The sequence below is a fragment of the Mycobacterium sp. NGS64 genome, from assembly GCF_059812245.1.
In genome coordinates this window covers 1-23,743 of the sequence record NZ_JCALCI010000007.1, presented here as the reverse complement: position 1 = coordinate 23,743, position 23,743 = coordinate 1, and the positions used below count along the sequence as shown (strand labels likewise).

The following is a 23,743-nucleotide window of genomic DNA, read 5'->3' as shown; positions in this document are numbered from 1 at the left end:
CCCCCGCGTTGGTGAAGTGCCGCGCGACCACCGATTAGTTAGTGTCCGGCCGTGGGTCTCGGGGGGAACAGCAAGGGCGAACGCAGCGACGCCGAACTGCTCGCGGCCCACGTAGCCGGCGACCGCTACGCGTTCGCCGAGTTGTTCCATCGTCATCAACGCCAGCTGCACCGGCTGGCCCGGCTGACCACCCGCACCCGCGAGGACGCCGAGGACGCGCTGCAGGACGCGATGCTCTCGGCACATCGCGGGGCGGGATCGTTCCGGCACGACGCGGCCGTCGGCAGCTGGCTACACCGCATCGTGGTCAACGCGTGCCTGGACCGGCTGCGCCGCACCAAGGCCCACCCGACGGCCCCGCTCGAGGACGTGCACCCCGTCGCCGATCGCACCGCGCAGGTCGAGACGGCGATCGTGGTGCAACGGGCCCTGATGCGCCTTCCCGTCGAGCAGCGGGCGGCGGTGGTTGCGGTGGACATGCAGGGCTATTCCGTCGCCGACACCGCCGCGCTGCTGGGCGTCGCCGAGGGCACCGTCAAGAGCCGGTGTTCCCGCGCCCGGGTACGCCTCGCCCAGCTGCTCGGTTACCTCGATACCGGTCCCGACGCGGGGCCCACCGATGGCCGTCAAGCAGCGCATGACGGACACTGGGGCGGATGGGTGAACCCGACGACGAAGCCGCCGAGCCGCCCCTGACCGTCGAGCTGCTGGCCGACCTTCAGGCCGGTCTGCTCGACGACGATGCCGCGGCCCGCGTGCGTAAACGCGTCCGCGAAGACCCGGAGGCGCAGGACATGCTGCGCGCGCTGAACCAGGTGCGCTGCGACGTCGCGACGTTGGGCGCCGCTCCGGCGTCCGCGCCCGAGGTGCCCGCCGAAGTCACCGCGCGGATCTCGGCGGCGTTGCGGTCGGCCGATCAAACCGGTGTCGCGCACGCAGCCCGGCCGCATCTGGGGCCCGCCAGGGTGGTCGCCGGCATTCTCGGCGTGGGCGCCGTGCTGGCGGCGGTCGGCGTGGGCACGGTGGCACTGATCAGCGCCCCGGAGCCCGCCCCGAGCACCCCGGCCACCGCCGAGCACATCACGGTGTCGACGCCGCCGCCGACGATTCCGCTGTCACAGCCCGAGATCCTCGGACTGCTCCACCGCAGCCCGGACTACGGCCCGCTCGGCGACCCCGCGCTGCGCGCGTCCTGCCTCAGCGGCCTGGGCTACCCGGCGTCCACGCAGGTGCTGGGCGCGCGACCGGTCGACATCAACGCCCGCCCCGGGGTGCTGCTGGTGTTGCCCGGCGACACGCCCGAAAATCTGGCGGTCTTCGCGGTGGCGCCGAATTGCAGCGCCGCCGATACCGGGTTGCTGGCCAACACGCAGGTCCCGCGGGGCTAGCGGCGCGGCGGGTCGCCGCCATGACACCCAGCGGCGATCGCAAGCGCGGCGCAGCCGGGCGGGGCGGGTCGCCGCCATCACGCCTAGTGTGGTGCCCGACACCCGGGAACACCTACGCCTACGCTGGCGTTCGTATGCGTAGCTTCCGCACCTGAAAGGCCCGAATGACTGCCGATACCCCCGCTCACGACACCATTCACGACGTCATCGTCATCGGCTCCGGCCCCGCCGGGTACACCGCGGCCCTTTACACCGCCCGCGCGCAGCTCGCCCCCCTGGTATTCGAGGGGACCTCTTTCGGCGGCGCGTTGATGACGACGACCGAGGTGGAGAACTACCCGGGCTTTCGCGACGGGATCACCGGCCCGGAGTTGATGGACCAGATGCGCGAGCAGGCGCTGCGGTTCGGCGCGGACCTGCGGATGGAAGACGTCGAATCGGTATCCCTGGACGGGCCGGTCAAGTCCGTCGTCACCGCCGACGGGGAGACCCACCGCGCACGAGCCGTCATCTTGGCCATGGGCGCGGCCGCTCGCTATTTGCAGGTGCCCGGCGAACAGGAGTTGCTGGGGCGTGGCGTGAGTTCATGTGCTACCTGCGACGGGTTCTTCTTCCGCGACCAGCACATCGCCGTCATCGGCGGCGGCGACTCGGCGATGGAGGAGGCACTCTTCCTGACCCGCTTCGCCAGCAGCGTGACGCTGGTACACCGGCGCGACGAGTTCCGGGCATCCAAGATCATGCTCAACCGAGCCCGCAACAACGACAAGATCAAGTTCATCACCAACGCCGCCGTGCTCGCCGTCGAGGGCGACACCACGGTGACCGGATTACGGTTGCGCGACAACATAACTGGCGAAGAATCCACCCTCGCGGTGACCGGCGTTTTCGTGGCAATCGGCCACGAGCCGCGCTCGGGCCTGGTGCGCGATCAGGTCGACCTCGATTCCGACGGCTACGTACTCGTGCAGGGCCGCACCACGAGTACCTCGGTGGAGGGCGTGTTCGCGGCCGGCGACCTGGTGGACCGCACCTACCGGCAGGCGATCACCGCCGCGGGCAGCGGCTGCGCCGCCGCCATCGACGCCGAGCGTTGGCTGGCCGAACAGGAAGACGAGTCTGCAACCGGAAACGCTGAGGGTACCGACACATTGATTGGAGCACCGCGATGACCGACGCCGAAAAGGCTGGCGCCACAATAGAAGTCTCTGACGCGTCTTTCTCCTCGGAGGTGCTGTCGAGCAATAAGCCTGTGCTGGTTGACTTTTGGGCCACGTGGTGCGGGCCGTGCAAGATGGTCGCCCCGGTTCTGGAGGAGATCGCGAGCGAGCGCGCCGAACAGATCACCATCGCCAAGCTCGACGTGGACGCCAACCCGGAAACCGCCCGGGATTTTCAGGTGGTTTCGATTCCCACCATGATCCTGTTCAAGGACGGCCAACCGGTGAAGCGGATCGTCGGGGCCAAGGGCAAGGCGGCGTTGCTGCGCGAGCTTTCCGACGCGGTTCCCAACCTCGCCTGACGCCAACCAGTTCGTCGCACCACGCCCCGGCGCTTAGCCTGGGGTTTTCCGAAAATTGAGAAGCATCTGCGACAATAGCGCTTAGCCGTTGCCCGTATTCAGCCTGTCAATTTGTCCCGGAGGGCCTTTGGTATGTCGAGTCAGCGCCGTGAATACGGCGACGCGCTGCGCTGTGGTGATCGCAGCGCTGCCGTGACCGAAATCCGGGCAACGCTGGCCGCGCTAGGGCTGCTGGACAATCCCGACGAAGACATGACCACCGGGCGACACGTGGCCCTCGAGGTCTTCGATGCCCACCTTGATCAGGCGGTGCGCGCCTTCCAGCAGAACCGCGGATTGCTGGTGGACGGCATCGTCGGCGAAGCGACCTACCGTGCGCTGAAGGAGGCCTCGTACCGGCTGGGCGCGCGCACGCTGTATCACCAATTCGGCGCACCGCTTTACGGCGACGACGTCGCGACCCTGCAGGCGCGGCTACAGGACCTCGGTTTCTACACCGGCCTGGTCGACGGGCACTTCGGCCTGCAGACCCACAACGCGTTGATGTCGTACCAGCGCGAATACGGGCTCGCCGCCGACGGCATCTGCGGCCCGGAAACCTTGCGCTCGTTGTACTTTCTCAGTTCCCGCGTCAGCGGCGGGTCCCCGCATGCCATTCGCGAGGAAGAGCTGGTCCGCCGCTCCGGACCGAAACTGTCGGGCAAGCGCATCATCATCGATCCGGGCCGCGGCGGCACGGACCACGGTGCCCTCATGCAGGGCCCCGACGGCCCGGTCAGCGAAGCAGATGTGCTGTGGGACTTGGCAAGTCGGCTCGAGGGTCGGATGACCGCCATCGGCATGGAGACGTTCCTGTCGCGGCCGACCAATCGCAGCCCGTCGGACGCCGAACGCGCCGCTACCGCCAACAACGTCGGCGCCGACCTCATGATCAGCCTGCGCTGCGAATCCCAGAGCAGCCCGTCGGCCAACGGCGTGGCCTCCTTCCACTTCGGCAACTCGCACGGTTCGGTCTCCACGATCGGACGCAACCTTGCCGACTTCATTCAGCGAGAAGTAGTGGCCCGCACCGGTTTACGGGATTGCCGCACGCATGGCCGGACGTGGGATCTGCTGCGGCTCACCCGGATGCCCACCGTCCAGGTCGACGTCGGCTACATCACCAACCCGCGCGACCGCGCGATGCTGATCTCCACGCAGACCCGCGACGCCATCGCCGAGGGCATCCTGGCCGCGGTCAAGCGGCTCTACCTGCTCGGCAAGAACGACCGCCCCACCGGCACCTTCACCTTCGCCGAGCTGCTGGCTCACGAATTGTCCGTGGAACGCGCATCGCGACTGGGCGGTTCCTAACCGCTCTCGTTGGCCCGCAACGTATTTCCGGCGGCAGCAGAACCCGCACCCACCGGTTCTTCCAGTTCGGCGTTGGCCAGCAGGCGCTCCAGCGCCGCCTCGACCTCGGCCTTCCAGCCGAGTCCCTTGTCCAACTCCAGCCGCAACCGCGGGAAGTACCTGTGCGGCGCCACCACAACAAATCCCACGTCCTTCAAGAATTCGGCGTCGATCATGCAGTGGTCGACCGAGCAGTCGCCGAGCGCCTCCAGCACCGGCCGGACATCGGGGTCCACCAACCGCGGATCCTGTAGCTCGGACGCCTCCGACGTGCGACCGAAGGCTTCCAGAGCCCGGACGCCGCGTCGGACGAGCTCGTCGACGACCCGGGCGATGAGCCCATGCGGCAGATCGTCGGCGGCTTGCCCCGGCTCGACGTTCATCGACGTCAGCAACACCGCATCGGCGGACACCGGCGCGGTGGGAAACCGTTGCGCCCGCGGCACCGCGCGCGGCGGAGCGTAGAGGACATACCCCAGGCACGGCGGCTCGGCGTGGCTGCGTTCGTCGTCGGGAATCGCGGTCGCGACCAGCCCGCACGAACCCCACTCCAGCATCACCATCGACAGCCATGCCTCTTTTTCGAATTCGGGGTCGGCGAGGTGGTCCTGGTTACCGAGGGTCGCCGGGTCGACCTCCCAGAACACGCAGCGGCGCGCATGCTTGGGAAGCTGCTCGAAACCCTCGAGCCGAAGCGGCGTGATTCGAGCGGACACTAGCCTCCTGGCTTCCGTGCGGTATTGCAGCCGACCATCCGGCCCTCAGCAACCCCTCCAGGATAGGAGAGTTCGACCTCATCGGACCAGTGTTTGCCCTGCCACTTCGGGCGGCCCCGCAGAACGGTCCGGACAGCCGGTCGGCGGCCGGGCAAACCGCGAAACATCTTGGGGCACATCGAAACTCCGCTGAGCTAGGGCACACGAGGCCGGCGATTTCGGGCCCGGGAGGGGCCCAGTGTCACAGTGACGTAATTACACGGTGTGGACGGTCAGGCCTTGGGCGGGGTCATCACGTCGACTATCCGCTGGAGGTCCTCCACCGAACCGAACTCGACGACGATCCGTCCCTTGCGTTTGCCCAAGCTGACCGTGACCCGGGTGTCGAACGTGTTGGACAGCCGGTCGGCAACGTCTTGAAGGCCGGGCATCTGGATCGGCTTGCGACGCGGCGCCGCCGGTGCGGCCCCATCGCCGCGGTTGGCCAGGGTGACCGCTTCCTCGGTGGCGCGCACCGACAGACCCTCGGCGACGATCCGGCTCGCGAGCTCCTCCTGCGCCTCCGGGCCAGCCTCCAGGGCCAGCAGCGCACGGGCGTGGCCGGCGGACAGGACCCCCGCGGCGACCCGGCGCTGCACCGCGATCGGCAGCTTCAGCAACCGGATCATGTTCGTGATCAGCGGCCGCGACCGGCCGATGCGCGACGCCAGTTCGTCGTGCGTGACGTCGAACTCGTCGAGCAACTGCTGGTAGGCCGCCGCCTCCTCCAAGGGGTTCAGCTGCACCCGGTGGATGTTCTCGAGCAGGGCGTCGCGCAACAGGTTGTCGTCGCCGGTCTCGCGCACGATCGCCGGGATGGTGGCCAGGCCCGCTTCCTGCGCGGCGCGCCAACGCCGCTCCCCCATCACGATCTGGTACCGCGCGCCGCTCGGCGCCCCGGTTACCGCGCGGACCACGATCGGCTGCAGGAGCCCGAACTCGCGAATGGAATGCACCAGCTCCGAGAGCGCCTCTTCGTCGAACACCTGCCGAGGCTGCCGCGGGTTGCGCTCGATGTCGCCGGGCGCGATCTCGCGGTAGACCGCGCCTACCGAGGCGGCGTCCTGCGCCGGCCCGCCGATCAACACATCGGCCGCCGCGTCGCCCATCCGGGGACCCAGCGTCGCCGGACCCGAGTCGCCCTCCGCCGGGCCGGTGGGGATCAGCGAAGCCAGGCCCCGGCCGAGGCCACCCTTCTTGCGTAACGGCTGCGTCATGGTCGTCCCTTCACGGATGGTGGTCAGTCGCGCTCGGCGAGTTCGCGGCTCGCGTCGAGGTAGCTCATCGCCCCGCGCGAACCGGGGTCGTAGTCGATGATGGTCATGCTGTAGCCGGGCGCCTCGGAAACCTTGACGCTGCGCGGAATCACGGTGCGCAACACCTTGTTTCCGAAGAACCGGCGGACCTCGTCCGCTACCTGGTCGGCCAGCTTGGTCCGCCCGTCGTACATCGTGAGGACCACGGTGGTCACCTCGAGCCCGGGGTTGAGGTGCGCCTTCACCATTTCGATGTTGCGCATCAGCTGGGACACGCCCTCCAGCGCGTAGTACTCGCACTGGATCGGAATCATCACCTCGGGCGCGGCCACGAGCGCGTTGATCGTCAGCAGTCCGAGCGAGGGTGGGCAGTCGATGAAGACGTAGTCGAAGTCGAACTGGTCGAGCTCGGCCAGCGCCGTGCGGAGCCGGTTCTCGCGCGCCACCATGCTCACCAACTCGATCTCGGCACCGGCCAGATCGATCGTCGCCGGCACGCAGAACAGCCGCGGGCTGTGGGGGCTGGGCCGCAGCGCGTCGTGCAACGACACCTCGCCGAGGAGGACCTCGTACGACGAGGGGGTGCCGGCTTGCCGGTCGTGGATGCCCAGCGCGGTGCTCGCGTTGCCCTGGGGATCGAGATCGATCACGAGGGTCTTGAGTCCTTGTACGGCCAGCGCGGCGGCGAGGTTGACGGCGGTGGTCGTCTTGCCGACCCCGCCCTTCTGGTTGGCGACGGTGAACACCCGTCGGTGGGTCGGGCGTCGCAGCGGTGCGTAGGTCGTGTGGAGGACCCGCATGGCGCGCTCGGCCGCGGCGCCGATCGGGGTGTCGTAGTCGGCCGATGTTTCACGTGAAACATCGGACGGGGCGGCGTCGGCCGGAGCGACGGGCGCCGATGGGTGCGCCTGCGCGACGGGCGGTGACGGCGCGGGCTCGCCCGACCAATCGTGTGGAGAACTCACCGTGCCCCCCTGTCTGCCGACCGGGCCGGCTTCCGCCGCGCCGGCTTTCCGCGTCGCGCTAAAACCACGGTTACGGGCGGACACAAGTAGTTCACGCCACATGCCACCACCCTGACATCAACGGCTCCCGAACCGGCCATCACACGCCGGTGCGCTTCCACTTCGTCGGGAGCACGCTCCCCCTTGATCGCGACCATCCGCCCGTCCTGCCGTAGCAACGGCATGCTCCACTTCGTCAGCTTGTCCAGCGCCGCCACGGCGCGCGACACGGCAACATCCCGGGAGCCGAACTGGTCGCGCACCCAAGGGTCCTCCGCGCGGCCGCGCACCACCTCGACCGCCAACCCTAGTTCGGCGACCGCCTCGGTGAGAAACTCGCTGCGGCGGAGCATCGGCTCGAGGAGCGCGATCTCGAGGTCGGGCCGCGCGATCGCGAGCGGGATCCCCGGCAACCCGGCCCCGCTGCCGATGTCGATCACCCGCCCACCCGGATCGAGAAGCTCCCCCACGGCCGCACTATTTAATAGATGGCGATCCCAGAGCCGGCCGACCTCCCGGGGGCCGAGGAGCCCACGCTCCACACCGGCGCCGGCGAGCAGATCGGCGTAGCGCTGCGCCATATCCAGCCGGTCGCCGAACACTGCGGTCGCGGCATCGCTGAGGGGCCCGGGAGCTTCGGCGCCCGAGCCGCTGCGGGCATGTTTCACGTGAAACGTTTCGTGGTCTTGTTTCACGTGAAACATCCTCGATCCTCTGTCGCCCGGTTAGGACCCGCGAATTACACGGCTGTGACTCGGTGGGTCAGTCGAGCAGGACGACGACGCGGCGCGACGGCTCCTGGCCTTCGCTCTCGCTGTGCACCCCGGGCACCGCCGCCACGGCGTCGTGGACGATCTTGCGCTCGAACGGCGTCATCGGGGAAAGCTCCTCGCGTTCGCCCGTGTTCAGCACGCGCCGCGCCACCTTGTCGCCCAGCGCGGCCAACTCCTCGCGGCGCCGACGCCGCCAGCTTGCGATGTCGAGCATCAGCCGGCTGCGCACCCCCGTCTTCTGGTGCACGGCCAGCCGGGTGAGTTCTTGGAGGGCGTCCAGCACTTCACCGCCGCGGCCGACCAACTTGTTCAAGTCGTCACTGCCGTCGATGCTGACGACCGCGCGGTCGCCCTCGACGTCCAGGTCGATGTCGCCGTCGAAGTCCAACAGGTCCAACAGCTCTTCGAGATAGTCGCCGGCGATCTCCCCCTCGGCGACCAATCGCTCCTCCTGGTCGTCAACTTGGTCATCGCCACGCTCGGGCGCCGCCGTCTCATCGTCGGACGGCTCCTGCGCCTCGAGTTCCGTGTCCACGTCGCGTTCGGTGGTGTCGGCGTCTGTCATGTTGTTCCCTCTCCCTCATCACGGGTCCCTCTCCAGTCGGGTCGCTCGCCCGGGGGACCCCCCAAAAGTCGTGGCGCCTCGTCAGCGCTTCCGTTTCTTCGGCCGCGCCCCGGGTCGCGGGGTGCGGTTGGTCGGGCCGTCGGTCCGGCCCGCCGCGTTCGGCTTGTCCGGTTGCGCCATTGCCGTTTTCGCCCCGGCGGCACCGTTATCCGATCGATCCGAATCCGAGTCCGAACCGTCGCTTCCGTCGGCCCCCGTCGACGAACCGTTGCCGCTCGCCGACGTCGCTTTCGGATTGCGCTTGGGCTTGGCCCCCGGCGCCGGCGCGTTCGCGGCTCGCCGCTGAACGGCCTCCTGCCGCTTGGCCTCTTCCTCTTTCTCGATCATCCCGAACACGTAGTGCTGCTGTCCGAACGTCCAGATGTTGTTGGAGAACCAGTACAGGATGATCGCCAGCGGAAGAAACGGGCCACCGACGACGACGCCGAGCGGGAACACGTACAGCGCAAGCTTGTTCATCATCGCGGTCTGCGGGTTGGCCGCCGCCTCCGCGCTCTGCCGCGCCACCGACGCTCGGCTGTTGAAGTAGGTCGCGACGCCGGCCAGGATCATCACCGGCGCACCGACGGCGATCACCGCGGGCCGGCTGAAGTGAGTGAAGGCGTCCAACCCGGCATGCTGGGTCATGAACGCACCGATCGGGGCGCCGAACAGGTTCGCGTCGAGGAAGTGCCCGACGTCGGCCGGGGTGAAGACGTAGTTGCCGGTCGCCCTATTCTGGGCCACCGACATGTGCGGCTGGCCGAAGCCGCCGGTCGTCCGGTTGAAGGACCGCAGCACGTGATACAGCCCGAGAAACACCGGGATCTGAGCGAGCATCGGCAGACAACCCAGGATCGGATTGAATCCGTGCTCGCGTTGAAGCTTCTGCATCTCGAGCGCCATGCGCTGGCGGTCCTTGCCGTACTTCTTTTGCAGCGCCTTGATCTGCGGCTGCAGCTCCTGCATCTGCCGGGTGGTCCGGATCTGGCGCACGAACGGCTTGTACAGGATCGCCCGCAGCGTGAAGACCAGGAACATCACCGACAGGGCCCAGGCGAAGAAGTTCGACGGTCCCAGCGCGGCCGCGAACAACTTGTACCAAGCCCACATGATCCACGACACCGGGTAGTAGAAGATGTCAAGGCTGAAAAAATCAAACGACAAAAGACTCACTCTCCCGTTGCTGCGGCGCGGGGCGCCCCGCTTGTCTGGGGCCGGCGCCTTCGAAGCTCGCCCGGCATCCGTGTCGATCCGGTATCGGATCCCATCCTCCCGGATGCCACGGTCCACATCTGGCCAGCCTGGCCACCGACAGCCAACTCCCCCGAATCAAGCCGTACTCGGTCAGGGCGTCGACGGCGTATTGGCTACAGGTCGGTACGAAGCGGCACGTCGCCGGGCGCAGCGGTGACACCATGTGCCGATAGAGCTGGATCACGAAAATCAGCCCGCGCGCGGTGGCCCGGCCAGCCCCGCCGATCACGGCACGCATCCCCGCCGCCCGCGTCACCGGCCGGTTCCCGCCGACTCGAACGCGCGTCGCAGGCAGCGCCGCAGCTGTTGCTCGAGGCGCGCCGACGACGCCAACCGACTGCTCGGCAGCGCGCGGATCACCACGTGATCGGATTGGTGAAGGTCGCCCAGCATCGTCCGGGCGACGTGCCGCAGCCGACGCGCGACGCGATGGCGCTCGACGGCCGAGCCCACCCGTTTGCCGACGATCAACCCCACACGCGGACCGGTGCCGTCCTCGGGAGCCCGGCGCACGTGCACGACGACGTCGGGCTGCGCCGAGCGCATCCCGTACTTCACCGCGGCGTCAAACTCCGTTGACCGCCTCATGCGGTTGCGTGCGGAAAGCACCGCCAAAAACCTGGCGTTGCGATCAGGCAGTCAGCGCGCGGCGGCCTTTGCGCCGCCGGCCGGAGACGATCGCCCGCCCGGCCCGGGTGCGCATCCGCAACCGGAAGCCGTGCACGCGGGCTCGGCGCCGGTTATTCGGCTGGAAGGTCCGCTTGCCCTTGGCCACGGCGTTCTCCTCGTAATTCGAACCTTCCGGCCGCTCGCGCCATTCGTCCGCGGGTCGATCGGAGGTGGGTCTTGCTACTGGCCGGCGCGGTCCCCGGTCTTGATCTGGGTCGCAGCCGTATCGCCGACTTTCGGGCGACTGTTCGAGGGTACTGACGTGTCTTCGCTGGGTCAAACTTGGTCTGCCGCAACGCACCAAACTCACACATCCGCGAAAACCGAAGTTCTCGAAGCCGTCCCTGCGGCACCATAGGAGAACGAGCGACAAGCAGGCCCCAGGACACCCTAGAGAAGCCGATTGGAATGCAGCAGAACTGTTGGCAGCCGAACGGAAAACTGTTAACTTCTCCCAATGCCGTTTCAGAGTGGAACGGCGCTCGACGACGAAGCGAGGATGGCGGATCGAGTAGCTGTCTAGGCGACCGGCCGGGGTTGCCATCAGCACGGAGATCGCGGGCCGTCGCCGGTAGGCTGCGGCTCGTCTACGATTATCCTGTCCACACCTGTGGATAACTATGTGGACAGTTGTCTCGTCGTTAAGCGTTGTTGCCCCTCGACCCGGGATCTGCGAGAGCCAGGGAGATTACGTCGTTGACCGATGACCCCGGTTCAGGATTCACAACAGTTTGGAACGCGGTCGTCTCCGAGCTCAACGGCGAGTCCGCCTCGGATGCCCTGGGCCCCAACCGCACGACGCTTGTCACCCCCCTGACCCCGCAGCAAAGGGCGTGGCTGAATCTCGTCCGGCCGCTGACGATCGTCGAGGGCTTTGCCCTGTTGTCGGTGCCGAGCAGTTTCGTGCAAAACGAGATCGAGCGTCACCTCCGCGCCCCGATCACCGACGCGCTCAGCCGCCGGCTCGGGCAGCAGATCCAACTGGGCGTGCGCATCGCCCCACCGCCCGAGGATTCCGACGCTGGCGCGTTCAGCAACGCCGAGACCTTCAGCCAGGTCTCGGAAACCCAAACCCTCGACCAGGCCGACGACGCCGACCTGGACACGTCGATCGACACCGACGAGACCGACGAGAACGGTGAGGTCCCGGGCGGCGCCGAACACAGCTGGCCGAACTACTTCACCGAACGCCCGCATGCGGCCGACCCGGCCGTCGCCGGCGGAACCAGCCTCAACCGGCGCTACACCTTCGACACGTTCGTCATCGGCGCGTCCAACCGCTTCGCCCACGCCGCTGCCCTGGCCATCGCCGAAGCCCCGGCTCGCGCGTATAACCCCCTCTTCATCTGGGGTGAGTCCGGCCTGGGCAAGACGCACCTGTTGCACGCCGCCGGCAACTACGCCCAACGGCTGTTTCCCGGCATGCGGGTGAAGTACGTTTCGACCGAGGAATTCACCAACGACTTCATCAACTCCCTGCGCGACGACCGCAAGGTCGCGTTCAAGCGCAGCTACCGCGACGTCGACGTCCTGCTGGTCGATGACATCCAATTCATCGAGGGCAAGGAAGGTATCCAGGAAGAGTTCTTCCACACCTTCAACACGCTGCACAACGCGAACAAGCAGATCGTCATCTCGTCCGATCGGCCACCAAAACAACTCGCCACGCTCGAGGACCGGCTCCGGACCCGGTTCGAGTGGGGACTGATCACCGACGTGCAGCCCCCCGAGCTCGAAACCCGCATCGCCATTCTGCGCAAGAAGGCACAGATGGAACGGCTCGCGGTGCCCGACGACGTGCTCGAGCTGATCGCCAGCAGCATCGAACGCAACATCCGCGAACTCGAAGGGGCCCTCATCCGGGTGACGGCGTTCGCCTCGCTGAACAAGACTCCCATCGACAAGGCGCTGGCCGAGATCGTGCTTCGCGATCTCATCGCCGACGCGAGCACCATGCAGATCAGCGCGGCCACCATCATGGCCGCCACCGCCGAGTACTTCGACACCACCGTCGAGGAACTGCGCGGCCCGGGCAAGACACGGGCGCTGGCGCAATCACGACAGATCGCGATGTACCTGTGCCGCGAGCTGACCGACCTGTCCCTGCCCAAGATCGGTCAGGCATTCGGCCGCGATCACACCACGGTCATGTACGCGCAGCGAAAGATTTTGTCTGAGATGGCCGAGCGCCGTGAGGTCTTCGATCACGTCAAGGAGCTCACCACCCGCATCCGGCAGCGGTCCAAGCGCTGACCGAGGCGCTTCCGCCGAACTTTTTTTCAAAAAACTTCTCACTCCCCTGTCACAGCTGTCACTCCAGGGCGATGTGCGCAGCCCTGTGCACAAGTCGGTCAAAGATCGGTGCGGGATTGGGGTTTCCGTGCACATCCGTCTTCCATCCCCATCGGCCCAACAACCGCGGCCCCGTTGTCAACCGCACCATCCACAACCCCGCCGCTCCCCTAGCTGCACTAAAGCCAACCTGTCCCCAGAATGCACAGGCCTTAATACTGTTACTGAGATCTATCCGTTATTTCTTCTTTGAAGAACGGCGTTGGGGACACCCGTCGACCGCGCCGCGCCGGGACCCACGTTCACCCCGCTTGTCGGCCGCTGGCATTAGCTTTCAAGATGGCGGCAGAAGATCTACGGTTGTGGTTCGACTGCTAGCGACGGGCGGCTAGCCACCGTGGTTTTTGAAGGTTTTTGGACACTCGGCAGGTAAAGGGACGCTATGGACGCGGCGACGACAACAGCTGGCCTCACCGACTTGAAGTTCCGTCTGGTGCGAGAGTCATTCGCCGATGCGGTGTCGTGGGTTGCGAAGAACCTGCCGACCCGGCCCGCGGTGCCGGTGTTGTCCGGGGTCCTGTTGTCCGGCTCGGACGACGGCCTGACGATCTCCGGGTTCGACTACGAGGTGTCCGCCGAAGCCCAGGTCGCCGCCGAAATCGCTTCTCCGGGAAGCGTTTTGGTATCGGGAAGGCTGTTGTCAGACATCACCCGGGCGTTGCCGAACAAACCGGTCGACTTCTATGTGGACGGCAATCGGGTCGCGTTGACCTGCGGAAGCGCACGATTCTCCCTGCCGACGATGCCGGTTGAGGATTATCCAACGCTGCCCGCGCTGCCCGAAGGCACCGGCACCTTGCCGGCGGACTTGTTCGCGGAGGCGATCGGCCAGGTCGCCATCGCGGCCGGCCGGGATGACACTTTGCCGATGCTGACCGGGATTCGGGTCGAGATTTCCGGCGACACGGTGGTTTTGGCCGCGACCGACAGGTTCCGTCTGGCGGTTCGCGAGCTGACCTGGACGGCGCTTTCGCCTGACATCGAGGCGGCGGTGCTGGTACCGGCCAAGACGTTGTCGGAGGCGGCCAAGGCCGGCGCGGACGGGTCTGAGGTTCAGCTGTCGCTCGGCGCGGGCGCCGGAGTCGGAAAGGACGGGTTGCTCGGCATCAGCGGCAACGGCAAGCAAAGCACCACCCGGCTTCTGGATGCGGAGTTCCCGAAGTTTCGTCAGCTGCTGCCCGCCGAGCACACCGCGGTCGCCACCATCGACGTGGCGGAGTTGACCGAGGCCATCAAGCTGGTCGCGTTGGTGGCCGACCGCGGTGCACAGGTGCGGATGGAATTCTCCGACGGGACGTTGCGGCTGTCTGCCGGCGCCGACGACGTGGGCCGTGCGGAAGAAGATCTCCAGGTTGATTTCGTCGGCGAGCCGCTGACGATCGCATTCAACCCGACGTATTTGACCGACGGCCTCGCATCGGTGCATTCGGAACGGGTGTCGTTCGGCTTCACAACGCCGGGCAAGCCCGCGCTGCTGCGCCCCGCGTCGGACGGCGACACCTCCCCCACCGGCACCGGGCCCTTCCCCGCGTTGCCGACGGATTATGTGTACCTGCTGATGCCAGTCCGGTTGCCTGGATAGGTGTACGTCCGGCATTTAGGTCTGCGTGATTTCAGGTCCTGGGCCCACGCCGACCTCGAATTGCAGCCGGGCCGCACGGTGTTCGTGGGTCCCAACGGCTTTGGAAAGACGAATCTTGTTGAGGCCCTGTGGTATTCGACCACATTGGGATCGCACCGGGTCGGAACCGACGCGCCGTTGATTCGGGCGGACGCAGACCGCGCGGTAATTTCGACGATCGTCGTCAACGACGGCCGGGAATGCGCGATCGATCTGGAGATCGCCGCGGGTCGCGCCAACAAGGCGCGGCTGAATCGCTCGCCGGTTCGCAGCACGCGTGAGGTGGTCGGTGTATTGCGGGCGGTGCTCTTCGCGCCCGAAGACCTGGCCTTGGTGCGCGGGGATCCGTCGGACCGGCGGCGCTACCTCGATGATTTGGCCACGGTCCGCCGCCCAGGGGTGGCCGGTGTGCGCGCCGATTACGACAAGGTCTTGCGGCAACGGACCGCGCTGTTGAAGTCCCTTTCTGGCGCGCGGTTTCGGGGCGACCGCGGCGCCCTGGACACGCTGGATGTGTGGGACAGCCGGCTGGCCGAGCACGGCGCCCAATTGATGGCCGCCCGCATCGATTTGGTCAACGAACTGGCGCCGGAGGTGGAGAAGGCCTACCAGCTGCTGGCGCCTGGATCACGCCCCGCCTCGATCGCCTACCGCGCGAGCCTCGATGCTTCCGACATCAGCGACCGCGAGTTTTTGGAGGCCGCCTTGTTGGCCGCCCTGTCGGCCCGGCGCGACGCGGAGTTGGAGCGAGGGATGTGTCTGGTTGGCCCGCACCGCGACGACCTGGAGTTGCGACTCGGCGACCAACCCGCCAAAGGCTTTGCCAGCCATGGCGAATCGTGGTCATTCGCGGTCGCGCTGCGGTTGGCGGCGTATGAGTTGCTGAGAGCGGACGGCGGCGAACCGGTGTTGTTGCTCGATGACGTGTTCGCCGAACTCGACGCCACCCGTCGTCGCGCATTGGCGACGGTGGCCGAGTCAGCCGAGCAGGTTTTGGTGACCGCGGCGGTGCTGGAAGACATTCCGGCGGACTGGGATGCTAGGCGGGTGCACATCGATCTGCGCGACGACGACACGGGCCGGGTATCGGCGGTGCGGTCATGACCGACGCCGACGACACAAAGGACGACGTCGAGCGACTGGGCGGCTTGACCGGGATCGACCTGGTGCGCCGGACGCTCGAGGAGGCCCGGGCGGCGGCCCGCGCGCAGGGAAAGGACGCCGGCCGGGGGCGCGCGGTCCCGTCGGCTCCCCGCCGCGTCGCGGGTCAGCGCCGGAGCTGGTCGGGGCCGGGGCCCGACGTTCGCGACCCACAACCGCTGGGACGGCTGGCGCGCGACCTCGCGAAGAAGCGCGGCTGGACGGCGCACGTCGCCGAAGGCACGGTGCTGGGCCATTGGTCGTCGGTGGTGGGACACCAGATCGCCGATCACGCCACCCCGACCGCGCTCAACGAGGGCGTTCTCAGTGTCACCGCCGAATCGACGGCGTGGGCCACCCAGCTGCGGATGATCCAGGCCCAACTGTTGGCCAAGATTGCGGCGGCGGTTGGCAACGGTGTGGTGACGTCGCTGAAGATCACCGGGCCCACCGCGCCGTCGTGGCGCAAGGGGCCCCGCCACATCGCCGGTCGGGGGCCGCGGGACACGTACGGCTGAGGCGTTCGGGGAGCAAAACGGTCCCCAGTTGAGCCGGTATCAACAGGCGCCTCAGAGCCGCCAGGACGAAAGAGACCCCTATCAGGCACGTCGGGACGCGGTGAGAATAGAGAAATCGTGTGCACGGCGCAGTTAGCTGGGTAGAAACGCGCCCAGAAAATCGGTGCTAAGCCCCGGTCACGGTAGACTGGCGGAGTGCGACTGTTGCGGTGACCGATCCGCCCGCATGAAACCCCAAGGAGAGCATTCCGACCGTGGCTGCCCAGAAGAAGAAGCCTCAAGCCGGATACGGCGCTGAACAGATCACCGTCCTCGAAGGGCTGGAGGCTGTCCGCAAACGCCCGGGCATGTATATCGGCTCCACCGGCGAGCGTGGTTTGCATCACCTCATCTGGGAGGTGGTCGACAACTCGGTGGACGAGGCGATGGCCGGTTACGCGAACCAGGTCGACGTCCGGTTGCTGGAGGATGGCGGCGTCGAGGTGGCCGACAACGGCCGCGGCATCCCGGTGGCGATGCACGCGACCGGCGCGCCGACCGTCGACGTGGTGATGACCCAACTCCACGCCGGCGGCAAGTTCGGCGGTGAGAACAGCGGCTACAACGTCAGCGGCGGCTTGCACGGCGTCGGCGTGTCCGTCGTCAACGCGCTATCAACCCGCCTCGAGGTCGACATCTCCCGCGATGGCTACGAGTGGTCGCAGTTCTACGACCACGCCGTGCCCGGAACCCTGAAACAGGGCGAGGCCACCAAGAAGACCGGAACCACCATCCGGTTCTGGGCAGACCCGGACATCTTTGAGACCACCCAGTACGACTTTGAGACGGTGGCGCGGCGGCTTCAAGAGATGGCGTTCCTGAACAAGGGCCTGACGATCAACCTCACCGACGAGCGGGTGGAGCAGGATGAGGTCGTCGACGAGGTGGTCAGCGATACGGCCGACGCACCAAAGTCCGCCGAAGAGAAGGCTGCCGAATCGACCGCGCCGCACAAGGTGAAGCATCGCACCTTCCACTACCCCGGCGGTCTGGTCGACTTCGTCAAGCACATCAACCGCACGAAAAGCCCAATCCAGCAGAGCATCATCGATTTCGACGGCAAGGGCCCCGGCCACGAGGTCGAAATTGCGATGCAGTGGAACGGCGGCTATTCGGAGTCGGTTCACACGTTCGCCAACACGATCAACACCCACGAGGGCGGCACCCACGAGGAGGGCTTCCGCAGCGCGTTGACGTCGGTGGTGAACAAATACGCCAAAGACAAAAAACTGCTGAAGGACAAGGACCCGAACCTCACCGGTGACGACATCCGGGAAGGCCTGGCGGCGGTCATTTCGGTCAAGGTTGGCGAGCCCCAATTCGAGGGCCAGACCAAGACCAAGCTGGGCAACACCGAGGTCAAGTCGTTCGTCCAGAAGGTGTGCAACGAGCAGCTCACGCACTGGTTCGAAGCCAACCCCGCCGACGCCAAAGTAGTTGTGAACAAGGCGGTTTCGTCGGCGCAGGCCAGGATCGCCGCCCGCAAGGCGCGGGAGTTGGTGCGCCGCAAGAGTGCCACCGATCTGGGTGGACTGCCGGGTAAGCTCGCCGACTGCCGCTCCACCGACCCGCGGAAGTCCGAACTGTATGTGGTGGAGGGCGATTCGGCCGGTGGCTCGGCCAAGAGCGGCCGCGACTCGATGTTCCAGGCCATCCTTCCGCTGCGCGGCAAGATCATCAATGTCGAGAAGGCGCGCATCGACCGGGTGCTGAAGAACACCGAAGTTCAGGCGATCATCACCGCGCTGGGCACCGGCATCCACGACGAGTTCGATCTCAGCAAGTTGCGCTATCACAAGATCGTGTTGATGGCCGATGCCGACGTTGATGGCCAGCACATCTCGACACTCCTGTTGACGTTGTTGTTCCGCTTCATGCGCCCGCTCATCGAGAACGGCCATGTGTTTTTGGCACAGCCGCCGCTGTACAAGTTGAAGTGGCAGCGCAGCGATCCCGAATTCGCCTACTCCGACCGCGAGCGCGACGGCCTGCTCGAGGCCGGGCTGAAGGCCGGCAAGAAGATCAACAAAGAAGACGGCATCCAGCGCTACAAGGGTCTGGGCGAGATGGACGCCAAGGAGTTGTGGGAAACCACGATGGACCCGTCCGTGCGGGTACTGCGCCAAGTAACCCTGGACGACGCGGCGGCCGCCGACGAGTTGTTCTCCATCCTGATGGGTGAGGACGTCGATGCGCGCCGAAGCTTTATCACCCGCAACGCCAAGGACGTTCGCTTCCTGGACGTCTGATCGATCAGGCACGCGTATCCCAACGCAAACGAGGAATAGATGACTGACACCACGCTGCCCCCGGGCGACGAGGCCGGCGACCGCATCGAACCGGTTGACATCCAGCAGGAGATGCAGCGCAGCTACATCGACTACGCGATGAGCGTGATCGTGGGCCGCGCGCTGCCGGAGGTGCGCGACGGCCTCAAGCCCGTGCACCGCCGGGTGCTCTACGCGATGTACGACTCCGGCTTCCGCCCGGACCGCAGCCACGCGAAGTCGGCGCGCTCGGTCGCCGAGACGATGGGTAACTACCACCCGCACGGCGACGCGTCGATCTACGACACGTTGGTGCGCATGGCCCAGCCGTGGTCGCTGCGGTACCCGCTCGTCGACGGTCAGGGCAACTTCGGTTCGCCTGGCAACGACCCGCCAGCGGCCATGAGGTACTGCCTAACGGGTGACGCACTGGTGCGATTGCCGTTTGGGCAATCCGTACGGATCGGTGATGTCGTTTCGGCCGCCCGGCCCAACTCGGACAACAGGGTCGAGCTGAAGGTCCTCGATCGGCATGGCAACCCCGTGCTGGCCGATCGGCTGTTCCATTCGGGCGAGCATCAGACGTACACGGTCCGCACGGCCGAGGGCTATGAGGTCACCGGCACGTCGAACCACCCGTTACTGTGCCTCGTCGACGTCGGCGGCGTGCCCACGCTGTTGTGGAAGCTGATCGAAGAAATCCGCGCCGACGACCATGTCGTGTTGCAGCGGACTCCCCCGGTCGAATTCGGCCCCGCCGACTGGCACGACGTGATGGAAGCTCTCCTGCTGGGTGCGTTCATCAGTGAGGGCTTCGTCTCCGAGGCGCGGGCCGGATTCAACAACTGCGACCGGGACTACTTCAACATCGTCGCCGCCGCCTACGACGCGGTTGTCGGAGGACGGCGCTACATATCGTCGCGGACGATCGCTTCCGGCTCGATGCTGCACGAGCTCGACATTCAAAACCTGACGGAGCTGAAGAAGACGCGGCTTGCGGACCTGTGCGGACAACGGTCGGCCGCCAAGGTGATCCCGGACTGGCTGTGGCAGTCCCCGGCGGCGGTCAAGCGGGCGTTTCTGCAAGCCCTTTTCGAGGGCGATGGATCATGTTCCGCATTGCCGCGCAACACGATTCAAATCTCCTACTCGACACGCAGCGAGAGACTGGCGGTCGATGTGCAGCAGATGCTGCTGGAGTTCGGAGTCGTCTCGAAGCGCCATCGGTATGCTGTCGGAGAGCACAAGGTCGTCATCACCAACCGCGCCCAAGCCGAAATGTTTGCATCGCAGATCGGTTTCGGTGGGGCCAAGCAAGCCAAGCTGACGGGAATTCTTGCCGCGATGCCGGTATGCGCCGGCAGGGACGATGACCACGTCCCAGGACTCGCGGCATTCATTCGCAAGCACTGCGGTAGCCGGTGGGTCGACAAGGATTGGCTGAATCGCCACAACGTGGACCGCATCCAGCGCTGGCGGACTGGCGCAAATGAAATCCTCTCGCGTATCGCCGATCCCGACGTTCGGGCCATCGCAACCGACCTGACAGACGGCCGGTTCTACTACGCGCGCGTGGCCTCAGTGAGTGAGGCCGGCGTACGACCGGTGTACAACCTGCGCGTCGACACCGACGACCACGCCTTCCTCACAAACGGTTTCGTTAGCCACAACACAGAAGCGCGGCTGACGCCGCTGGCGATGGAGATGCTGCGTGAAATCGACGAGGAGACAGTCGATTTCATCCCCAACTATGACGGCCGCGTGCAGGAACCGACGGTCCTGCCGAGCCGGTTCCCCAACCTGCTCGCCAACGGTTCGGGCGGCATCGCGGTCGGCATGGCGACCAACATCCCGCCGCACAACCTGCGCGAGCTCGCCGAGGCCGTGTTCTGGTGCCTGGAAAACCACGAGGCCGACGAGGAAGCCACGCTGGCCGCGTGCATGGAACGGGTCAAAGGCCCGGACTTCCCCACCGCCGGCTTGATCGTCGGCAGCCAGGGCATCGCCGACGCCTACAAAACCGGCCGCGGCTCGATCCGGATGCGCGGCGTGGTCGAGGTCGAAGAGGCCAGGGGCCGAACGTCTTTGGTGATCACCGAGTTGCCGTATCAGGTCAACCATGACAACTTCATCACCTCGATCGCCGAGCAGGTCCGCGACGGCAGGCTGGCCGGCATCTCCAACGTCGAGGACCAGGGCAGCGACCGGGTCGGGGTGCGCATCGTCGTGGAGATCAAGCGCGACGCGGTGGCCAAGGTGGTGCTCAACAACCTCTACAAGCACACCCAGCTGCAGACCAGCTTCGGCGCCAACATGCTGGCCATCGTCGACGGCGTGCCGCGCACCCTGCGGCTCGACCAGATGATCCGCCATTACGTCGCGCACCAACTCGACGTCATCGTCCGGCGCACCACCTACCGGTTGCGCAAGGCCAACGAACGGGCCCACATCCTGCGCGGTCTGGTCAAGGCGCTCGACGCGCTCGACGAGGTGATCGCGTTGATCCGGGCATCGGAAACCGTCGACATCGCCCGGGCCGGCCTGATCGAGCTCCTCGACATCGACGAGATCCAGGCCCAAGCGATCCTCGACATGCAGCTGCGGCGCCTGGCCGCCCTGGAGCGCCAGCGCATCATCGACGACCTGGCCAAGATCGAGGCCGAGATCGCCGACCTCGAAGACATCCTGGCCAAGCCCGAGCGGCAGCGCGCGATCGTGCGCGACGAGCTCAAGGAGATCGTCGACAAGCACGGCGACGACCGTCGCACCCGGATCGTGGCGGCCGACGGCGAGGTCAGCGACGAGGACCTGATCGCCCGCGAGGACGTCGTCGTCACCATCACCGAAACCGGTTATGCCAAGCGCACCAAGACCGACCTCTACCGCAGCCAGAAACGTGGCGGCAAGGGTGTGCAGGGCGCCGGGCTCAAGCAGGACGACATCGTCGCGCACTTCTTCGTGTCCTCGACGCACGACTGGATCCTGTTCTTCACCACGCAGGGCCGGGTGTATCGGGCCAAGGCCTACGAACTACCCGAGGCCTCCCGCACGGCGCGTGGTCAGCACGTGGCCAACCTGCTGGCCTTCCAGCCGGAGGAGCGCATCGCCCAGGTCATCCAGATCCGCAGCTATGAGGACGCGCCGTACCTGGTGCTGGCCACCCGCAACGGCCTGGTGAAGAAGACCAAGCTGACCGACTTCGACTCCAACCGTTCGGGCGGGATCGTGGCGATCAACCTGCGCGACAGTGACGAGCTGGTCGGCGCGGTGCTGTGTTCGTCCGACGACGATCTGCTGCTGGTGTCGGCCAACGGGCAGTCCATCCGCTTCTCGGCGACCGACGAGGCGTTGCGCCCGATGGGCCGGGCCACGTCGGGCGTGCAGGGCATGCGGTTCAACGCCGACGATTACCTGTTGTCGCTCAACGTGGTCCGCGAAGGCACGTACCTCCTGGTCGCCACGTCCGGCGGTTACGCCAAGCGCACCGCGATCGAGGAGTACCCGGTGCAGGGCCGCGGCGGCAAGGGCGTCCTCACCGTGATGTACGACCGTCGGCGCGGCCGGCTGGTCGGCGCGCTGATCGTCGACGAGGACAGCGAGATCTACGCCATCACCTCCGGGGGCGGCGTGATCCGGACGGCCGCGCGCCAGGTCCGCAAGGCGGGACGGCAGACCAAGGGCGTCCGGTTGATGAACCTGGGCGAGGACAACACGCTGTTGGCCATCGCGCGCAACGCCGAGGAAGCCGCCGACGAGGTCGTCGGAGACGCCGACGAGGCCGACGACGCGCAGAGCTAGGCAGGTAACGATGCGGGCAAGCGGGGGTCCGCACAAATGCCGGGGCAACTAGACTCGGCCCGATCGGACACATTGCGACTGCCGCCGCAGGCGGCCAGCGCAGAGGATCTAAGGAGTCGGGGTGACCTCACCGAACGAGCCGGGCGCCCCCAAACAGGGCGACGGCCTTAATGGGGACGGCGCGGCCGAGCGCGCCGGCGCGCACCGCGCGGCGCCCGCGCAGACCGGCCGGGCACCCGAAGCTGGCGATCCCCCGTCCCGGCAGCGCGGCGCCGCCCGGGCGGCCGTCCCGACGCATCGCGAGCCCGAACCGCACGGCGAGCCGCGACCGGTCACCGCTCCCACCAGTGCCGATGCCCGGCTCAACCGCTTCGTCTCGGGCACGACCGCGCCCGGGGCCGGCGCGTCCGCTCGCGCCAAGAACCCGTATGAGTACGACCCCGCGCCGCCCCGCGGCGACGGTCCGCCCGCCGAGGCCTACGCCAGCGAGCTGCCCGACCTGTCCGGGCCCCTTCCCCGGTCCCCGCAACGCAAGCCCCCGCCGGAGCGCAGCGCGGAGGCGCCCAGCCCATCGGTTTCGGCCAGGTCCACGAATGCCGATACCAACGAAGGCCGCGAAAACCGCGTCCAGGTGTCGCGGCGGACCCGCGGTCCCGTTCGGGCCAGCATGCAGATCCGGCGGATCGATCCCTGGAGCACGCTGAAGGTGTCGCTGCTGCTGTCGGTGGCGCTGTTCTTCGTGTGGATGATCGCGGTGGCCTTCCTGTACCTCGTACTCGGCGGCATGGGCGTGTGGGCCAAGCTGAACAGCAACGTCGGCGACCTGTTGAACAACACCAGCGGCAGCAGCGGCGAATTGGTATCCAGCGGCACGATCTTCGGCGGGGCCGTGCTCATCGGCTTGGTCAACATCGTCCTGCTGACCGCGATGGCCACCATCGCCGCGTTCGTCTACAACCTGGCCACCGATCTGATCGGCGGCATCGAAGTCACATTGGCGGACCGCGACTAGCGTCGATCACGCGGTTTTGGGGGTCCGGCGACGATTGCGGTAATCTCGTCGCTCGGCCGTACGCGAGTGCGGGCCTGTAGCTCAGGCGGTTAGAGCGCTTCGCTGATAACGAAGAGGTCGGAGGTTCGAGTCCTCCCAGGCCCACAACCATGTGCCCGTCCAGACGTTGCGTGAGGCTTGCATTGCCACTGGCACTGGCCGCGGTAGCGGCGGCGGTGGTGCGGTCACGACGCGGAGTCGAGGTCTGGCACGTGGCGGTGGCCGATCCACCCGATCATCCACCGAGCCACGATGAGGGGCCTTAGCTCAGTTGGTAGAGCACCGCCTTTGCAAGGCGGGTGTCAGGGGTTCGATTCCCCTAGGCTCCACCGCGGTG

The 23,743-nt window shown here is 66.8% G+C and carries 21 protein-coding genes and 2 tRNA genes; 14 read left to right on the top strand and 9 right to left on the bottom strand.

Annotation, left to right across the window (positions count from 1 at the left end; all coding sequences use genetic code 11):
* Positions 1-51: 51 nt before the first annotated feature.
* From sigM to AC5Y4S_RS24555, 5 genes are all read left to right on the top strand, one after another.
* Positions 52-696: an RNA polymerase sigma factor SigM gene (gene sigM / locus AC5Y4S_RS24575; RefSeq protein ID WP_500035204.1), complete on the top strand. Its 645-nt coding sequence runs from the start codon at positions 52-54 to the stop codon at positions 694-696.
* Positions 657-1,388, top strand: coding sequence for an RsmA family anti-sigma factor (locus AC5Y4S_RS24570; RefSeq protein ID WP_500035203.1), 732 nt, complete (start codon positions 657-659; stop codon positions 1,386-1,388). Before sigM ends, AC5Y4S_RS24570 begins: the two co-directional genes overlap by 40 nt.
* A gap of 164 nt (positions 1,389-1,552) precedes the next feature.
* Positions 1,553-2,560 carry a thioredoxin-disulfide reductase gene (trxB, locus tag AC5Y4S_RS24565; protein ID WP_500035202.1) on the top strand — a complete coding sequence of 336 codons (1,008 nt, stop codon included), beginning with the start codon at positions 1,553-1,555 and terminating at the stop codon, positions 2,558-2,560.
* Positions 2,557-2,910, top strand: a complete 354-nt coding sequence (gene trxA, locus AC5Y4S_RS24560; protein ID WP_068111571.1) for a thioredoxin — start codon at positions 2,557-2,559, stop codon at positions 2,908-2,910. Before trxB ends, trxA begins: the two co-directional genes overlap by 4 nt.
* A 132-nt stretch (positions 2,911-3,042) precedes the next feature.
* Positions 3,043-4,263 (top strand): N-acetylmuramoyl-L-alanine amidase, encoded by a 1,221-nt coding sequence (locus AC5Y4S_RS24555; protein WP_500035201.1) that lies wholly within the window; start codon positions 3,043-3,045, stop codon positions 4,261-4,263.
* Here the strand turns inward: AC5Y4S_RS24555 and AC5Y4S_RS24550 are convergent.
* The 9 genes from AC5Y4S_RS24550 to rpmH form a co-directional block, all read right to left on the bottom strand.
* Positions 4,260-5,018, bottom strand: coding sequence for an acetyltransferase (locus AC5Y4S_RS24550; protein WP_500035200.1), 759 nt, complete (start codon positions 5,016-5,018; stop codon positions 4,260-4,262). The genes AC5Y4S_RS24555 and AC5Y4S_RS24550 overlap by 4 nt on opposite strands.
* A gap of 272 nt (positions 5,019-5,290) precedes the next feature.
* Positions 5,291-6,274: a ParB/RepB/Spo0J family partition protein gene (locus tag AC5Y4S_RS24545; RefSeq protein WP_068111564.1), complete on the bottom strand. Its 984-nt coding sequence runs from the start codon at positions 6,272-6,274 to the stop codon at positions 5,291-5,293.
* Between the two features lie 23 nt (positions 6,275-6,297).
* On the bottom strand, positions 6,298-7,278 hold the full coding sequence (locus AC5Y4S_RS24540) for a ParA family protein (protein WP_500035199.1): 981 nt from the start codon (positions 7,276-7,278) through the stop codon (positions 6,298-6,300).
* On the bottom strand, positions 7,275-7,898 hold the full coding sequence (gene rsmG / locus AC5Y4S_RS24535) for a 16S rRNA (guanine(527)-N(7))-methyltransferase RsmG (RefSeq protein WP_500035274.1): 624 nt from the start codon (positions 7,896-7,898) through the stop codon (positions 7,275-7,277). Before rsmG ends, AC5Y4S_RS24540 begins: the two co-directional genes overlap by 4 nt.
* A 181-nt stretch (positions 7,899-8,079) precedes the next feature.
* Positions 8,080-8,655 carry a Jag family protein gene (locus tag AC5Y4S_RS24530; RefSeq protein ID WP_068111558.1) on the bottom strand — a complete coding sequence of 192 codons (576 nt, stop codon included), beginning with the start codon at positions 8,653-8,655 and terminating at the stop codon, positions 8,080-8,082.
* Positions 8,656-8,736: 81 nt separating this feature from the next.
* Positions 8,737-9,870 carry a membrane protein insertase YidC gene (gene yidC, locus AC5Y4S_RS24525; RefSeq protein ID WP_500035198.1) on the bottom strand — a complete coding sequence of 378 codons (1,134 nt, stop codon included), beginning with the start codon at positions 9,868-9,870 and terminating at the stop codon, positions 8,737-8,739.
* On the bottom strand, positions 9,851-10,189 hold the full coding sequence (yidD, locus tag AC5Y4S_RS24520) for a membrane protein insertion efficiency factor YidD (protein WP_500035197.1): 339 nt from the start codon (positions 10,187-10,189) through the stop codon (positions 9,851-9,853). Before yidD ends, yidC begins: the two co-directional genes overlap by 20 nt.
* Positions 10,190-10,203: 14 nt before the next feature.
* Positions 10,204-10,560, bottom strand: coding sequence for a ribonuclease P protein component (gene rnpA / locus AC5Y4S_RS24515; RefSeq protein WP_500035196.1), 357 nt, complete (start codon positions 10,558-10,560; stop codon positions 10,204-10,206).
* 22 nt (positions 10,561-10,582) lie between these two features.
* Positions 10,583-10,726, bottom strand: coding sequence for a 50S ribosomal protein L34 (gene rpmH / locus AC5Y4S_RS24510; RefSeq protein WP_068111553.1), 144 nt, complete (start codon positions 10,724-10,726; stop codon positions 10,583-10,585).
* A gap of 590 nt (positions 10,727-11,316) precedes the next feature.
* Here rpmH and dnaA point away from each other — a divergent pair.
* The 9 genes from dnaA (at position 11,317) to AC5Y4S_RS24465 (ending at position 23,735) form a co-directional block, all read left to right on the top strand.
* The gene (gene dnaA / locus AC5Y4S_RS24505) at positions 11,317-12,873 is read left to right on the top strand and encodes a chromosomal replication initiator protein DnaA (protein WP_500035195.1); all 1,557 of its coding nucleotides are present in this window, start codon (positions 11,317-11,319) and stop codon (positions 12,871-12,873) included.
* Positions 12,874-13,354: 481 nt separating this feature from the next.
* Positions 13,355-14,554, top strand: a complete 1,200-nt coding sequence (dnaN, locus tag AC5Y4S_RS24500; protein WP_068111533.1) for a DNA polymerase III subunit beta — start codon at positions 13,355-13,357, stop codon at positions 14,552-14,554.
* Complete coding sequence (recF, locus tag AC5Y4S_RS24495) at positions 14,555-15,697, top strand: DNA replication/repair protein RecF (protein WP_500035194.1); 1,143 nt, start codon at positions 14,555-14,557, stop codon at positions 15,695-15,697.
* Complete coding sequence (locus tag AC5Y4S_RS24490; protein ID WP_500035193.1) at positions 15,694-16,251, top strand: DUF721 family protein; 558 nt, start codon at positions 15,694-15,696, stop codon at positions 16,249-16,251. Before recF ends, AC5Y4S_RS24490 begins: the two co-directional genes overlap by 4 nt.
* A gap of 254 nt (positions 16,252-16,505) precedes the next feature.
* A complete protein-coding gene (gene gyrB / locus AC5Y4S_RS24485) occupies positions 16,506-18,539 on the top strand; it encodes a DNA topoisomerase (ATP-hydrolyzing) subunit B (protein WP_068111523.1) in 2,034 nt (677 codons plus the stop codon).
* 39 nt (positions 18,540-18,578) lie between these two features.
* Complete coding sequence (gene gyrA, locus AC5Y4S_RS24480) at positions 18,579-22,355, top strand: intein-containing DNA gyrase subunit A (protein WP_500035192.1); 3,777 nt, start codon at positions 18,579-18,581, stop codon at positions 22,353-22,355.
* Between the two features lie 121 nt (positions 22,356-22,476).
* A complete protein-coding gene (locus AC5Y4S_RS24475; RefSeq protein ID WP_500035191.1) occupies positions 22,477-23,367 on the top strand; it encodes a DUF3566 domain-containing protein in 891 nt (296 codons plus the stop codon).
* Between the two features lie 70 nt (positions 23,368-23,437).
* A tRNA-Ile gene (locus AC5Y4S_RS24470) sits at positions 23,438-23,511 on the top strand.
* A 151-nt stretch (positions 23,512-23,662) separates the two neighbouring features.
* A tRNA-Ala gene (locus AC5Y4S_RS24465) sits at positions 23,663-23,735 on the top strand.
* Positions 23,736-23,743: the final 8 nt, after the last annotated feature.